A 15,815-nucleotide genomic window follows, 5' to 3' on the forward strand; every position below is an offset into this window, starting at 1 on the left:
CGGGCCCGCCCGTCATTCCGGGCGGGCCTAGGATGAGGGCATGAGAACCAGACTGTCGCTCCGCCAGGCCCGGCGTACGGCGCTGGCGGCCCAGGGACTGGCCCGTGTACGGCCCGCCGGCCTTGTTAACGCAAGGCAGGCGGGCCGTACCTTTGACCGGCTGGCGCTGCTGCAGATCGATTCCGTGAATGTCCTGGCGCGCAGCCACTACCTTCCGCTGTTTTCCCGGCTCGGTCCCTACGACCGGGCTATTCTCGACCGACTGGCCACGAGGAAACCCCGGCGAATGGTCGAATACTGGGCGCACGAGGCCAGCTTCGTGCGCCCGGATCTCTTTGCCGATCTGCGGGCTGTTCAGCAGCGCACGTGGATGACGGCCGTATCCCTTCCCGCCGAGGTGGCTGAAAACCTCCGCCACCGGATTCTCGAAGTCCTTGCCTCGTCGCGCCGGCCCCTCACCGCGAGGCAGACAGCTGATGTCCTGGGCCACCGGCAGGTCCGGGACGCCGGGAACTGGGGATGGAACTGGAATGCGGTCAAGCGGGTCCTGGAGGATCTGTTCGCTTCCGGCCTCATCAGTTCCGCGGGCCGTACTCCGCAGTTTGAGCGGCTGTACGCCCTGACCGAGGACGTCCATCCGGCAGGCACTGCAGCACTGGAGCCCTCCGATCCGGAACACGCGGTCCTCCGGCTGACCGAGACCGCGGCGAAGGCACACGGCATTGCCACTGTCCGGGGACTGGCCGATTATTTCCGCCTGCCGCAGCGTGCCGCCGCCGCGGCCGCAGAGGAGCTGGTGCGGAAGGGAATACTTGAAAAGGTGGCCGTGGCGGACTGGAAGCAGCCGGCCTACCTGCACGCCGAAGCGGTCATCCCCAGAACCGCCCACGGGCGGGCATTGCTCAGTCCCTTCGATTCGCTCATCTTCGAGCGCCGCCGGTTGCAGGAACTCTTCGGTTTCCATTACCGGATCGGGATCTACACCCCACCGGCCGCCCGGCAGCACGGCTATTACGTACTGCCCTTCCTGCTGGGCGAGGAACTGGTGGCCCGGGTGGACCTTAAAGCAGACCGTGCCGCGGGTATGCTGCTGGTGCAGGGAGCATTCGCCGAACCCGGAGCTCCGGCGGCCACGGCGCGCCAACTGGCCGCGGAGCTTGTCCTCATGGCACAGTGGCTTGGGCTCGGGGGGATTACCGTCCGGCCCGTGGGGGATCTGGCTCCCGCGCTGAAGCTGGAAGTATGCAGGGAATAAAGGTCATTGGGGAACCACGGACCAGCACCATACGTCTCTCACGTAGACTGGGGACGCCAGATTTCGGCAACACTAGATTGGGAGCAAATCAGTGGCATCACTACTCGAACGAGTTCTTCGTACCGGCGACAAGAAGACGCTGAAGACACTGCGTAACTACGCCGACGCGATCAACGTGCTCGAGGACGAGTTCAAGGGCATGAGCGATGCCGAACTCAGGGGTGAGACGGACCGCCTCAAGGAGCGCTACAACGACGGCGAGTCCCTGGACGATCTCCTGCCCGAAGCGTTTGCCGCCGTCCGCGAAGCCGCCGGCCGCACCCTGGGCATGCGCCATTTCGACGTCCAGCTGATGGGCGGAGCCGCCCTGCACCTGGGGAACATCGCCGAAATGAAGACCGGTGAAGGAAAGACCCTCGTCGCCACGGCGCCGGCCTACCTCAACGCACTGACCGGCCGGGGCGTGCACATTGTGACGGTCAATGACTACCTGGCCGAGTACCAGTCAGACCTGATGGGCCGCGTGTTCCGTTTCCTCGGCATGACCAGCGGCTGCATCCTCTCCAACCAGGATCCCGCGACCCGGCGGGAGCAGTACGCCGCGGACATCACCTACGGAACGAACAACGAGTTCGGCTTCGACTACCTGCGCGACAACATGGCCTGGAGCGCTGCCGAGCTGGTGCAGCGCGGACACCACTTCGCCATTGTGGACGAAGTGGACTCCATCCTCATTGATGAGGCGCGTACCCCGCTGATCATTTCCGGCGCCGCGAGCGGCGACGTCAACCGCTGGTACACCGAGTTCTCCAAGGTCGTGACCCGGCTGACCCGGGAAACCGACTATGAAGTGGATGAAAAGAAGCGCACGGTCGGCATCCTGGAACCGGGCATCGAGAAGGTCGAGGACTACCTCGGCATTTCCAACCTGTACGAGGCAGCCAACACCCCGCTGATCGGTTTCCTGAACAACGCCATCAAGGCCAAGGAACTCTTCAAGCGGGACAAGGACTACGTGGTCCTCAACGGTGAAGTCATGATCGTTGACGAGCACACCGGACGCATCCTTGCCGGCCGCCGGTACAACGAAGGCATGCACCAGGCGATCGAGGCGAAGGAAGGCGTGGCCATCAAGGCCGAAAACCAGACGCTCGCCACGGTGACCCTGCAGAACTACTTCCGTCTCTACGAGAAGCTTGCCGGCATGACCGGCACGGCCGAAACAGAGGCAGCCGAGTTCATGAGCACCTACAAGCTCGGGGTGGTGCCGATCCCGACCAACAAGCCCATGTCCCGGATCGACCAGTCGGACCTGATCTACAAGAACGAAGTGGCCAAGTTCGACGCCGTCGTGAAGGACATCGCCGAACGCCATGCCTCCGGCCAGCCCGTCCTTGTGGGCACCACCAGCGTGGAAAAGAGTGAATACCTCTCCAAACAGCTGGCCAAGGCCGGTATCCGGCACGAGGTGCTCAACGCCAAGAACCATGCCCGTGAAGCGGCGATCATTGCCCAGGCCGGCCGGAAGGGCGCCGTTACGGTGGCCACCAACATGGCCGGCCGCGGTACCGACATCATGCTCGGCGGCAACGCCGAGTTCAATGCCATTGCCGAGCTGGAACGGCGCGGCCTTGACCCGAACGACAACCCGGAAGACTACGAAGCCGCCTGGCCGGACGCGCTGGAGAAGGCCCGCCACGCCGTCGCCGCCGAGCAGCAGGAAGTCGTGGAACTGGGCGGGCTCTACGTCCTGGGCACCGAACGCCACGAGTCCCGCCGGATCGACAACCAGCTGCGCGGCCGCTCCGGCCGCCAGGGCGATCCGGGCGAGTCCCGCTTCTACCTCTCGCTCACCGATGACCTGATGCGCCTCTTCAACTCGGGTGCCGCTGAGCGGATCATGAACAGCTCCTCCATGCCCGACGACGTCGCACTGGAATCGAAGCTGGTCTCGAAGGCGATCCAGAACGCACAGGGCCAGGTCGAAGGCCGCAACGCCGAGCAGCGCAAGAACGTCCTGAAGTACGACGACGTCCTGAACCGCCAGCGTGAAGCGATCTACGGCGACCGCCGCCGCATCCTTGAGGGTGATGACCTGCAGGAGAAGATCAGCTTCTTCCTGGAAGACGTCGTCACCGCCGTGGTGAACGAAGCCACTGCCGAAGGCCACGGGGATGACTGGGACCTGGAACAGCTCTGGACCAACCTCAAGACCCTGTACCCCATCGGCCTGACAATCGACGAGGTTGTTGACGAAGCCGGTGGAAAGTCCCGCCTCACCCGGGAGTTCCTGCACAATGAGATCCTTTCGGATGCCAAGCTGGCCTACCAGGCGCGCGAGGAGGCACTCGGATCCGCCACCATGCGTGAACTGGAGCGCCGCGTGGTGCTCTCGGTGATCGGGCGCAAGTGGCAGGAACACCTGTATGAAATGGACTACCTCAAGGAAGGCATCGGCCTGCGGGCCATGGCCCAGCGCGATCCCCTGGTGGAGTACCAGCGCGAGGGCTTCGTGATGTTCCAGACCATGATGGAATCCATCCGCGAGGAAAGCATCGGTTACCTGTTCAATGCAGACGTGCAGGTGAGCGAACCTGCCGCGCCGGCCGCCAACGCACTTTCGGGAGTCAAGGACGCCCGCGGAGTCATCGGCACCCCCGTGATCAAGGCTGCCGGACTGGAGGCGCCGCAGCAGCCGGCGAGCCTGCAGTTCAGTGCGCCGGACAGCCAGGGCGGGGTGGAAACGCGGATCGAGCGGACGGCCTCCAAGCAGACCGACGGTGCAGGTACCCGCCGCGCGGCCCAGGCCGGCAAGGCCGGTGCCAAGAAGGCCAAGCGCCGCAAGTAGGCGCGGCTCCTAGCCGATCTCCAACGCGGTGACCCTCCAGAGCCCGCGCCGAAGCTGGATCCTCAGCGCGACGGCGCGGGCTCTGTCGTGTTCCAGCGCAACCACCGCCCCTTCATAGATGCCTTCGGCCACGGGGCACAGCCGGCAGGAGCGGATCCGCACGCCGCGGTGCAGCAGCTGCGGATCCGGGCCGGACCCGGAGCCGGCAGCTGCCGCCGCTGCCTGCCGCCGGCCCCGCACCAGGTTGGCCCGCAGCTGCAGCCGGTCATAATTCTCCTGGTCCAGCCAGCGGCTCATCTGCTGCAGTGGACGGACGCCGCCCAGCACCTCGAGCGCGGCAAGGGCCACGGACTGGCAAATGGCACGAACCCGTGCATCGTCGGCGGGGTCCGAAGCCCAGACCGCCGCGGGGGCAGCGGGTGGTGTCGAGACGTCCACGCCGTTTCCCGGGGGTTGCCGCGGCACGGCGGGCACCGGAGCGGGGATCTCCTCCCGGGACCGGGCCCGGTAGACAGCGATGGGTCCGGCGTCGTCGGCCGGCGCCAGCTGCGCCAGCCGCGCCAGCTCTGCGGGGGAGTCGGGAGCCGGCAGGAATATCACACTGGTCATGGTGCTGTCCTTCCTTACTGCGGGGGAGTGGGCTCGGGGGCGGGCGCCGACAATATCTGGCCCGGCAGGATGAGGTGGGGGTCCGGGCCGACGACGGCGAGATTCAGTGCGTGCCAACGGGGCCAATGCGCCGCTATTTCGGCATCCGTCGCCAGCGGGCCCAGCTGGTCCGCCGCGAGCGACCACAGGGTGTCTCCGGCAACGACCACCACTTCAGCCTGTTCCGTCCGCGGCGCGGGCGTCAGGACGTTCCCGGCGGGAGGCTGCGGGGGCGCCGGCCGCCACAGCGGTGAGACGGGTTCTTCAGCCGGCGTCCCTGCGGCACCGGGAAGGCCGGCAGGCAGCGGTTCCGGCAGCCGGTCCCGTTCGGTTGCGCCGAAGGCGCTGGTGACCGGCGCCGCCGCTGCCGGAACCGGTACTGAAGCGGCTGCCAGTGCCGGCGCACTTCCGGCGGTCAGGGAAAGGCCGAGCACCGCAACAGCCAGCCTCCGGGCCGGCCCGGGCGCCAGCAGCAGCGCCCGGTGCCCCGCTGCCGCCAGGCCGCATCGCAGCAGGATGCCGCCGGCCACCGCGCAGAGCGCCCCGCCCACCCACCAGATGATCAATACCAGCCCGATGCCTGCGGCGCACAGGCCCGCCAGCAGTTCCAGGGAATGCAGCGACACCGGGGAACCGGAGGTGTCGCCGCCGGCTGGCATGGCCCGGAGGATTTCCGCCCCGCCCATGAGGAGCACCAGGCTCAGCGCTGCCACCGCGGCAGCGGTCAGTGCATCGGTTGCCAGTCCCGGGCGGGTAACCCGTTTGCTCATGGCGTCTCCTGACCGTGGTGGTTCTGGACGGTGTCGCGGTGGTGCCGCGCCCGTTTGATGCAGTTTGATGCTGTTTGTTGCCGACTGAACCGGATAACCAAAATTGCTGGGCTTTGGTTGCAAATGCTCCGTGTGAGGCTCGTGTCTACACTTCAGCGCGATAGGTGTCCAGAGTGGTGGTCTCCGCGGGATGACGAAGCTAGCCTTGGGCGATGCGATGGGATGCCCTGTTCAGGGACATGGAGGCACAGATGGCGGCCGCGGAGGAACTGGGCGCGGCCAGCGAAATTTCCGAACGCGTGCGCATGGAGCTCGGCGGGCTCACGCTGCAGGACCGGCTTCGGAGCCAGTGCGGCAGGGAACTGGTCTTTGATCTCGGCCGGGCAGGAACGCTGCGGGGTGTGCTGCGGCATGTTGGCGCCGGCTGGGTGGTGCTTGACGGTGAACGCGGCTCAGCCCTTGCCGCGCTGGCGCACGTGGTATCGGTCGCGGGGCTGGACCGGTTCGCCGCCTCCGCCACCCGCACGCTGAACCTCGGCATCGCGTCCGCCCTTCGGGAAATAGCCCGGGACAGGAGCACCGTGACGCTGCGGCCGGCAGGGAAGGCGCCAGGCGAGGTTCTGCACGGAACCATTGACCGGGTGGGGGCGGACTTTGTGGAGTTGGCCGTGGTCGCAGCCGGCGAGGCACGGCGGCCGGGAAACGTGTCCGCGGTTCATCTTCTGCCGACTTCCTCGGTGGCAGCGGTCCTGACGCAGCAGCACGGCTGGAGCTGAGCCTCTTATCCGGCCCAAAGCCCCGCACACGGCAGGATCAGCGGTCGGCCCCGTCTTCCGCGGGGATGCCCTGGCGGACCGCTGCTGCGGACTTGCGGTAGGCACGGGAAATATAGTCTTCGAGCTGCTGCGTCTCAACCCGCCACTGGCCGCGTCCGCCGATCTGGATGGCGGGTAGCTCTCCGCTGCGCACCAGGGCATAGGTCTGTGAAGAGGAGATGTTCAGTACCTCGGCGACGTCGGCCAGCGTCAGGAATCTCTTATCGCCCACGGCACTCACCTTTCGAACCGCACCACTGCGGTCTGCACCTGTTATATACCAGCAGCACCAGTCTGGCACCGGCAAAATCCTCCGGCCGGGTTATCCACAGATTTCCGCCGCCCCGAAAACCACCGTTTCCATCCGTCCGCGCGTACTCCACACTGGCCTCAGCCAAGCACGGGGGAACCGGGGGAAACATGAGTCTGCGTACACAGGAAACGAAGCCGTCTGCTGCCAGGCTGCGCAAACCGTCCTGGCGGGATCCGCGGCTCCTGCTGGGTATCCTCCTGATCCTGGGCTCCGTCACGGCAGTGGTGACCCTTGTCCAGCAGGCTGATGAGACCACCGACGTCTTCGCCGTCCACCGCGATATCGCCCCCGGCGACCCCATCCGCGCGGAGGACCTCCGCCCGGTACCCGTCCGGCTGGGGAACGCCTCGGACTTGTATCTGCCTGCCGCCGAGGGGGTGCCGGAGAACGCCGTGGCGGGCGCCGTCCTGCGGGAGGGGGAGCTGGTGGCCCGATCCGCCCTGACGGCGCCTGACGCGCTGGACCGCAAACCAGTGGGACTGCGGGTGGAAGACCCCCTGCCGGCCAGGACGGAGGCGGGCTCGCGTGTTGATATCTGGGCGGCTGCGCCTGACGGAAGGAACGGGTTCGACGAACCCCGGCAACTGATCGAGGCTGCTGAAATCTCGGAACTGTCCGTTACCGAGTCGGCACTCGGCGCTAACCGGAGCACCGAACTCCTGATTCTGGTTGAGGATACGGACCTGCCCCTTCTGCTGGCAGCCCTCTCGAACCAGGCAAAAATCACTGTGGTCCACAACCCCGCACCCGGCTCGTGAACATCCCGGTCGCTACCGTGGGAACCGCAGCTGCAGGTGTCCTGGACGGGTTGGAGCGGCTCCAGGGGCCGGTGACGGTGGTACGCCGGTGCCATGAGCTGACCGAAATGCTGGCTGTGGCACAAACCGGAATGGTCCGCGCCGCCATCGTGGCCGGCGATACAGAGGAGATCACCGCCGCCGTCGCGGACCGGCTGGGCTCCGCCGGGGTAGCCCTGCTGGCGCTCGCCGATGACCCCTTGCTGTGCCGGCGGCTGGATGCGCTGAACATTCCCAATGCCCCCACCGGCCTCGAGCCGGCAGCCTTGGCGGAGCTCATCTCCGCGGCCGTACTGGCCCTGGGCCGGCCCGGCCGGAGGACCGGCACCACGATGGGAGATCCAGGGGCGGCCCTTGGAGCCGGCACCGGCGCCGACGGCCCGGGGCCGGGAGACCCGGCCTCCGATTCGCCGGGCGTCCGGTCGGGCACCGTCACCGCTGTCTGGGGTCCTGCCGGAGCGCCGGGCCGCACGACGCTCGCCGTCAACCTGGCCGCCGAACATGCCGCGGCAGGGCGAAGCGTGGTGCTCATCGACGCGGACACCTATGGAGCCAGCGTCGCTGTCGGCCTGGGGCTGCTCGATGAGTCCGCGGGCATAGCCCAGGCCTGCCGACTCGCGGACCAGGGCCTGCTCGATGAGAAAAGCCTCAGCGCCCTTGCCGCGTCCGTTTCCCTGCGGGGTCACCGGCTGGCCGTCCTTACCGGGGTGACCCGCTCGGACCGCTGGGTGGAACTGCGCCCGGCAGCCTTGGACGGAGTGCTCGAAACAGCCCGCCGGCTGTATGACCTGATTATCGTGGACTGCGGGTTCTCGTTGGAGACAGACGAGGAGCTCAGCTTCGACACGATGGCCCCGCGCCGGAACGCAGCCACGCTGCTCGTCCTGGAAAAGGCGGACACCGTCTATGCGGTCGGCGCGGCGGACGCCGTCGGCGTGCCCCGCCTGGTCCGGGCCTTGGCAGAACTGGCACACACGGTGCCGACCGCTGATCCCCTCATTGTGCTGAACAAGGTCCGGGCGTCCTCGGTGGGCAGGCAGCCGGAAACCCAGTTGGGCGGCGCCTGGGAACGGTTCGGCCCCGGCGGAGAGATAGCCGCCTTCCTGCCGGCCGACTACGACGCCGCCGATGCGGCTCTGCTCTCCGGGACGGCCCTGCTGGAAACGGCACCGGCGTCGGCCCTCCGTGCCTCCATCGCCGCGCTGGCGGGCATTCAGACCGGGCGGCGCCGGCCTGCGCGGCGCCCGCAGCGGGCAAAGTGACCTTTCACGCATTCGGAGCTAGGCTCATTAGAGCAAGCTGCAACGGAGCAGCAGGACGTAAGTACTATCGGAGGCGTATTACATGTCGTCAGGATCCAGCATCGCGGATCTTTTAAGTTCGGACACTTCCCTCGACGAGTTCACAGGGGATTACTACGAGCATCTGGCGCGTGAAGATGCGCAGGCGTATCCGCCGTCGGTGCTGCGGGAGCGCGCCCGGAAGCACATGGAACTCGCACTGACCCGCGCCGAAGGTACCGCGGCAGTGGACATCGTGGACCTGGGGGATACCAGTGTGGTGCTCATCGTCACCGATGACATGCCGTTCCTGGTGGACTCGGTCACCGCCGAAGTGGTCCGGCAGAACGCCGCCATCCGACTCGTCGTCCACCCCATTTTCCTCGCCACGCGGGACCCCCGGACCGGGGAACTGCAGCGCGTGCAGCGTGTCCCTGCCGCCGCGGGGGTCTCCAGCGGCGACACCGCCGCCCTGCCGAACCTCGCAGACCTGCTCGGCACCGACGGCGGCACCACCCGCGTCGAGTCCTGGATCGCCATCGAGGTTGCCCGCATCACGGACCAGGACAAGCGTGCCCAGCTTGTCGACGGGCTGAACAAGGTCCTCGGCGATGTCCGGGTTGCCGTGTCCGACTGGCCGGCCATGCGCTCCAAGGTGCATGAGATTGCCCGCTCGCTGGACACCGTTCCCGGGGCCAGGGACATTCCCGACCTGCAGCAGGCGCGCGAACTGCTGACCTGGCTGGACAACGGCAACTTCACCTTCCTGGGCTACCGGGAATACGATCTCATCACCGAAGACGGAGAAGACGCCCTCCGGCCCACCGAGGACAGCGGACTGGGGCTGCTGCGGCTGCATTCGGCGTCCCGCAGGGTCCAGCGGCTTACCGGCGCTGGCCGTGCCAAGGCCCGGGAGAAGCGCGCCCTCGTTATCACCAAGGCCAACTCCCGCTCCAGCGTGCACCGCCCGGCGTACCTGGACTACCTGGGCGTGAAGCGCTTTGACGAACACGGCAACGTCAACGGCGAACGCCGGTTTATCGGTCTTTTCGCCACCGGCGCCTACACGGGTTCTGTCCGCAGCATCCCGATCGTCCGGGATAAGGTCCGCGAGGTCATGCGCACCTGCGGTTTCCCGGCAGATTCACATTCGGGCAAGGACCTGGTCTCCATTCTGGAAACCTATCCCCGCGACGAACTCTTCCAGATCGAGCCGGCCGCCCTGCTGGATACCTCACTGGCCATCCTGCGCCTCCAGGAGCGTCGCCGTACCCGGCTCTTCCTGCGCCCGGATATCTACGGGCGGTTTATGTCCGCCCTGGTCTTCCTGCCCAGGGACCGGTACACCACGCCGGTCCGGCTGCGGATCCAGGACGAACTGCGGTCCACGTTCAATGCCGAATCCATCGACTTTGAAGCCCGGATGACGGAATCCGCCCTGGCGCGGCTCTTCTTCCGGATCCGGCTGCCCCGCGGCCAGGAGATTACCGAGGTGGATACTCCGGCGCTGGAAGCCCGGCTGGTGAAAGCCACGCGGTCCTGGACGGAAGGCGTGGAAGAGGTCGTCCGGAACAAATTCGCGCGACAGGACGCCGACAGGCTTTCGGCCCTGTGGGCGGATGCGTTCCCGGCTGCGTACCGGGTGGCCTACGAAGTCGAAGACGCGCTTGAGGACATTGCCCGCTTTGAAGCCCGGGTAGCCCGCCCCGACACCGCCCCGGAGCTGTTCGTCTACGTTCCGGCCGCCGGTGACAGCGAAGAGCAGGCCGATGCACGGCTGAAGCTCTACCTGACGGAGCCGAAGTCGCTGACCCAGATCCTTCCGTTCCTGCACAACCTCGGACTGGAAGTCCTGGACGAGCGGCCGTTCGAAATCCGGCGCGGCGACGGCGCGAGCTTCTACCTGTACGATCTTGGGCTGGTGTACCCGGCAGGGATTGACCCGGTAAAGACCGGCCCGCTGCTGGCCGAGGCCTTCCGCGCCGGGATGTCCGGGACCGCCGAGTCGGACGCCTTCGACCGGCTGATCCTCCAGCAGGGCATCGCGTGGCGGCAGGTCGTCATTCTGCGGGCCTACGCCAAGTACATGCGGCAGGTGGGCACGGCCAACTCCTACGGTTTCGTGGCAGGCACCCTGCTGGCCAACCCCGACGTCGCGCACGCCCTGCTGGCGCTCTTCGACGGCCGGTTCAACCCGGACGTGGACGAACGCGAGGCCGCCATCGAATCTGCGCGTGCGGCGCTGGAACGCGGACTCGAGCAGGTCCCCACGCTCGACGCCGACCGGGTCCTGCGGACCTTCGCCACCCTGATCACCGCCACCCTGCGCACCAACTACTACCAGGACAAGCCGTACATCAGTTTCAAACTGAACACCGGTGCGATCGACGGAGCCCCGTTCCCGCGTCCCAAATACGAAATCTGGGTCTATTCGCCCCGGGTGGAAGGCGTGCACCTGCGCTTCGGTGAAGTGGCCCGCGGCGGGCTGCGCTGGTCCGACCGGCGTGAGGACTTCCGCACTGAAATCCTGGGCCTGGTGAAGGCGCAGACAGTGAAGAACGCCGTCATTGTGCCCTCCGGCGCCAAGGGCGGCTTCTATGCCAAGAAACTTCCCGACCCCTCCGTGGACCGCGGCTCCTGGATGGAGGAAGGCAAGGACAGCTACCGCACCTTCATCCGCGGGCTCCTGGACCTCACCGACAACCTGGTGGTGACCGAGTCCGGCGAGGAAGTGGTGCCGCCCGAGCGGGTGGTCCGTCACGACGGCAACGACAGCTACCTGGTGGTGGCCGCTGACAAGGGCACCGCGTCATTCTCCGACATCGCCAACTCGATTTCCGCTGAATACGGTTTCTGGCTTGGCGACGCCTTCGCGTCCGGCGGGTCCGTCGGGTATGACCACAAGGCCATGGGAATTACCGCCCGGGGCGCGTGGGAATCGGTCAAACGGCACTTCAGCGAGCTCGGCATCGATACCCAGAGCCAGGACTTCACCGTGGTGGGTGTGGGCGACATGAGCGGTGACGTGTTTGGCAACGGCATGCTGCTTTCCGAGCACATCAAGCTGGTGGCCGCCTTTGACCACCGCCACATCTTCCTTGACCCGAACCCCGACGCAGCCGTCTCCCATGCCGAACGGCGGCGCCTCTTCGAGCTTCCCCGCTCCTCCTGGGCTGACTATGATTCCTCGCTGATCAGCGCCGGCGGCGGGATATTCCCGCGCCAGTCCAAGAGCATTCCGCTCTCGCCGGAGGTACGTGCCGTTTTGGGCCTGCCCGACACGGCGAAGAAGATGAGCCCGCCGGAACTGCTGAAGGCCATCCTCAAGGCCCCCGTGGACCTGCTCTACAACGGCGGCATCGGCACCTACGTCAAGGCCTCCACTGAGACCTCGGCCGACGTCGGAGACAAGGCGAACGATCCCATCCGCGTGGACGGACGAGACCTGCGGGTCAAGGTGGTGGGTGAAGGCGGAAACCTGGGCATGACCCAGCGCGGCCGCATCGAAGCCGCCCGGGCCGGCGTCATCCTGAACACGGATGCCATCGACAACTCCGCGGGCGTGGACTGCTCCGACCACGAAGTCAATATCAAGATCTTCGTGGACCGAATGGTCGCCGCCGGCCGGCTGGACCCGGCGGAACGGGCCGAGTTCCTGCACTCCATGACGGACGAAGTGGGCACGCTGGTCCTGCAGGACAACATCGACCAGAACATGCTGCTGCTCAACGACCGCCAGCGCGTGGTGGACTGGAGCCCGAGTTTCGAGCGGCTGATGGATTGGCTGGAAGAACACGCGGACCTGGACCGCCAGCTGGAGGCGCTGCCGGGCAATGACGAGCTGCACGCCCGCATCGCTGCCGGAGAAGGGCTGACATCGCCGGAACTTGCCGTGCTGGCCGCCTACGCCAAGATTGAACTCACGAAGGCCCTGACCGCGTCCAACCTTGCCGATGACCCCTACTTCGAGGGCACCCTGCGGAGGTACTTCCCCCAGCAGATTGTTGAGCGGTTCGGTGACCAGCTGGACACCCATCCGCTGCGCCGGGAAATCATCTCCATGGTCGTGGCCAACGACATGATCAACATCGGCGGAATCACTTTCGCCTTCCGGATCATCGAGGAAACCTCGGCCAATGAGGCGGAGATCGCACGGGCCTTTATCGCCATCCGGGAAATCTACGGCATCGACAAGGTCCTGGCCGACCTCGGCGCGCTGCCTGCGGACTTCCCCACCCGGACCTGGTCCATGATGCACCTGGACCTCCGCCGGCTGCTTGACCGGGCACTGCGCTGGTTCGTCAACCACGTCAGCAGGGGAACCTCGATTGCCCAGGACATTGAGGCCTTCAAGCCGGTGGTCCGGCCGCTGCTCGCCGACCTCACCCGGTACCTGCGCGGCGGAGACGCCGAACGGGTCAGGGCGCTGCAGGAGAAGGCCCGCGAGCTGGATATTCCGACGGAACTTGGCAGTTACTGGGCCGAACAGTTCGAATCCTTCGGACTCCTCGATGTTGCCCTTGTCAGCCGGGGCTTCGACGAGCCGGCCGAGTCCGTTGCTGCCGTGTACTACGCGGTCTATGACCGCTACGGCATCGATGACCTGCTGGACCGGATCACCAATCTGCCCCGCGCAGACAGGTGGCAGGCACTGGCCCGGGCAGCCCTGCGCGATGACCTGTATTCCACCGTGGCAGATATGACGACCGCTGTCCTGGAGTCCACGCCGGAGCTGGCCGGGGGAGACGCGGTTGAGCGGCTGGACACGTGGGAGCAGGAAAACGCGGATCATCTGGGCCGGGCCACGAAGATGTTCAAGGAAGTCAACGGCTTGGAGCAGGACGACATGGCCTCGCTTTCGGTAGCCCTGCGGGTGCTGCGCTCCATTGTTCGACGCTAGTCCGGAGTAAACGTGGCAATTTTTACCGACCCGATCAAGGAGCATGCGGACTTCGGCCCGGGGGACGCGGAATGGCTGCACCTGCTGGTGGGGGACTGGCAGTTGGTCGCGGACCTCGCGTTCGCGGATCTGGCTCTGTGGTTTCCCGTGCCCGAGGGCGGGTATGTCGCTTTGGCACACGCCCGCCCGTCCACGTCGCATACGGTCTTCCACAGCGACTTTGTCGGGGAGCGCATCCGCGCCGACCTGCTGCCGCTGGTGGATGCGGCCTGGCGGAGCCAGCAGATCGAGCGGTCCAGCGAAACAAGCTGGACCGCCGAGACGGCCATGCGGGTGGAGGCCATTCCCTTCGTCCGCAACGGCAGGACGCTCGCCGTGGTGACCTCGCACATGGACCTGTCCAGCTCACGGATGCCCTCGCGGCTGGAGCTGACCTACCGCCAGTGTGCCTATGACCTGCTGCGGATGGGGACCCTGGGGCTTTGGCCGGACTTCGCGACGCCCACCGGCTCCCGCCGGGGCGCTCCGCGCGTGGGTGACGGGCTGATCCGCCTGGATGCCGAAGGGGTGGTGCAGTATGCCAGCCCCAACGGTGTTTCCGCCTTCCGCCGGCTGGGGGATATGGAAACCCTGGAGGGCCGCTCCCTGGCGGAAATCACGACGGCACTGTTGAAGGACCGCCGGATGGTGGACGAAACGCTGCCCTTGGTGGTGACGGGACGGATGCCGTGGCGCACCGAGATCGAATCGCGCGGTGTCAGCCTGTCTTTGCGTGCCATTCCGCTGCGCGACGAGAAGGAGCGCTTTGGTGCACTGGTCCTGTGCCGCGACGTGTCCGAGCTGCGCCGCCGGGAAATGGAGCTGGTCTCCAAGGACGCAACCATCCGGGAGATCCACCACCGGGTGAAGAACAACCTGCAGACCGTGGCGGCCTTGCTGCGGATGCAGTCCCGGCGGATGGAGAGCGAGGACGGGAAGCTGGGCCTTGCTCAAGCCATGCGGCGGGTCTCCACCATTGCCCTGGTGCATGAAACCCTCTCGCAGGGACTGACCCAGAATGTGGACTTTGACGAGCTGATCGGCCGGCAGTTCCGCCTTTCGGCCGAGGTGGCCTCTCCGACGCAGGAGGTCAAGACCCGGCGCGAGGGTTCGTTCGGGGAGCTGCCCAGTGACTTGGCCACCCCGCTGGCCCTGGTGATCAACGAACTGGTGACCAACGCCGTCGAGCACGGTCTGGCGGGCCGCCGCGGCACGGTGGGGCTGGCGGCACGGCGGCACGGACCGGCGGGCCGGGAAGAACGGCTCACCGTCACCGTGTCCGACGACGGCGTTGGGCTGCCGCCCGAGCCGCGCCGGGAGGGGCTGGGCCTGCAGATTGTCCGCACGCTGGTCCAAAGCGAACTGGACGGGACCATTGAGTGGTCTGCGGCCGAGGGCGGCGGCACCCAGGTCACCATCGAGATGGGACTCGATACTGAATACCGCCGTACCTAGGCAACGCTGTACGTAGGCAACGATGCCCGCGCCGGAAAGGTGCGGGCATAACAAAGGGCCGCTGCCCATGGCAGCGGCCCTTTGTGCCGGCGCGGCCGGCTACGGGAATGGTTCCCGGTTATGAGGCGCGTCGTGCGCGGGCTGCGCGGCGCTTCAGCGCGCGGCGCTCGTCCTCACTCATGCCGCCCCACACGCCGGCGTCCTGGCCGGTTTCGATGGCCCACTGGAGGCAGGTATCGATGACCGGGCAGCGCCGGCAGACGCTTTTGGCTTCTTCAATCTGAAGAAGAGCCGGGCCGGTGTTGCCTACGGGAAAGAAAAGCTCCGGATCTTTATCCAGGCAAGCTGCGCGGCTCCGCCAATCCATGTTGATCACTATCTCCTCTGAAAAGTTGACTCCTACGTGTTTGTGAAAACATTCACGAGCAACTACAAACTAAAGGGGCCGGATTCGGCCCCTGATTTCCCTGTATCTAGCGTGGCACGTCAGCTGAACGCAAACAAGGGGTAACAACCGGAAAATATGGCCTCAGGGCTGAGGGATGCATCACAGGTCTTGTGTGCCATCCCCGTTCTTTATCAGGCGGGAGCTGTCCCGGAACGCGCCGACGCAGTACATTTTTCGGCGTTGCTGCGTGTGGCTGCCGATGCGTTCGAACCATGGATCGAACCGTGGACCGAACCATGGACCGATC

General features: G+C 66.4%; 11 protein-coding genes. 7 read left to right on the forward strand and 4 right to left on the reverse strand.

What is annotated here, in order from left to right; genetic code table 11:
* Positions 1-40: 40 nt before the first annotated feature.
* Both AC5RTS_RS05720 and secA read left to right on the forward strand, forming a co-directional pair.
* Positions 41-1,255, forward strand: coding sequence for a winged helix-turn-helix domain-containing protein (locus tag AC5RTS_RS05720; RefSeq protein WP_493991112.1), 1,215 nt, complete (start codon positions 41-43; stop codon positions 1,253-1,255).
* Between the two features lie 91 nt (positions 1,256-1,346).
* Positions 1,347-4,103, forward strand: coding sequence for a preprotein translocase subunit SecA (secA, locus tag AC5RTS_RS05725; protein ID WP_493991113.1), 2,757 nt, complete (start codon positions 1,347-1,349; stop codon positions 4,101-4,103).
* A gap of 9 nt (positions 4,104-4,112) precedes the next feature.
* On the opposite strand, the gene AC5RTS_RS05730 is transcribed toward secA, so the two are convergent.
* Positions 4,113-4,712 carry an Rv3235 family protein gene (locus AC5RTS_RS05730; protein ID WP_493991114.1) on the reverse strand — a complete coding sequence of 200 codons (600 nt, stop codon included), beginning with the start codon at positions 4,710-4,712 and terminating at the stop codon, positions 4,113-4,115.
* Positions 4,713-4,726: 14 nt separating this feature from the next.
* On the reverse strand, positions 4,727-5,521 hold the full coding sequence (locus AC5RTS_RS05735; RefSeq protein WP_493991115.1) for a LysM peptidoglycan-binding domain-containing protein: 795 nt from the start codon (positions 5,519-5,521) through the stop codon (positions 4,727-4,729).
* Positions 5,522-5,733: 212 nt separating this feature from the next.
* Here AC5RTS_RS05735 and AC5RTS_RS05740 point away from each other — a divergent pair, with 212 nt between their 5' ends.
* Positions 5,734-6,297 carry a hypothetical protein gene (locus AC5RTS_RS05740; RefSeq protein ID WP_493991116.1) on the forward strand — a complete coding sequence of 188 codons (564 nt, stop codon included), beginning with the start codon at positions 5,734-5,736 and terminating at the stop codon, positions 6,295-6,297.
* A gap of 37 nt (positions 6,298-6,334) precedes the next feature.
* Here the strand turns inward: AC5RTS_RS05740 and AC5RTS_RS05745 are convergent, their stop codons facing one another.
* Positions 6,335-6,568 carry a helix-turn-helix domain-containing protein gene (locus AC5RTS_RS05745; protein ID WP_493991117.1) on the reverse strand — a complete coding sequence of 78 codons (234 nt, stop codon included), beginning with the start codon at positions 6,566-6,568 and terminating at the stop codon, positions 6,335-6,337.
* Positions 6,569-6,756: 188 nt separating this feature from the next.
* Between AC5RTS_RS05745 and AC5RTS_RS05750 the strand changes: the two genes are divergently transcribed.
* From AC5RTS_RS05750 to AC5RTS_RS05765, 4 genes are all read left to right on the forward strand, one after another.
* Complete coding sequence (locus tag AC5RTS_RS05750; RefSeq protein WP_493991118.1) at positions 6,757-7,407, forward strand: hypothetical protein; 651 nt, start codon at positions 6,757-6,759, stop codon at positions 7,405-7,407.
* 17 nt (positions 7,408-7,424) lie between these two features.
* Positions 7,425-8,708 (forward strand): CpaE/TadZ family protein, encoded by a 1,284-nt coding sequence (locus AC5RTS_RS05755; protein ID WP_493991119.1) that lies wholly within the window; start codon positions 7,425-7,427, stop codon positions 8,706-8,708.
* A gap of 82 nt (positions 8,709-8,790) precedes the next feature.
* Positions 8,791-13,626: an NAD-glutamate dehydrogenase gene (locus tag AC5RTS_RS05760; RefSeq protein WP_493991120.1), complete on the forward strand. Its 4,836-nt coding sequence runs from the start codon at positions 8,791-8,793 to the stop codon at positions 13,624-13,626.
* A 12-nt stretch (positions 13,627-13,638) separates the two neighbouring features.
* Positions 13,639-15,120 (forward strand): sensor histidine kinase, encoded by a 1,482-nt coding sequence (locus AC5RTS_RS05765; protein ID WP_493991121.1) that lies wholly within the window; start codon positions 13,639-13,641, stop codon positions 15,118-15,120.
* Positions 15,121-15,238: 118 nt separating this feature from the next.
* Here the strand turns inward: AC5RTS_RS05765 and AC5RTS_RS05770 are convergent, their stop codons facing one another.
* Entirely contained in the window at positions 15,239-15,487 is a 249-nt protein-coding gene (locus tag AC5RTS_RS05770) for a WhiB family transcriptional regulator (protein ID WP_055239553.1), read from the reverse strand.
* Positions 15,488-15,815: the final 328 nt, after the last annotated feature.

Source organism: Arthrobacter sp. MDT1-49-2, from assembly GCF_059090185.1.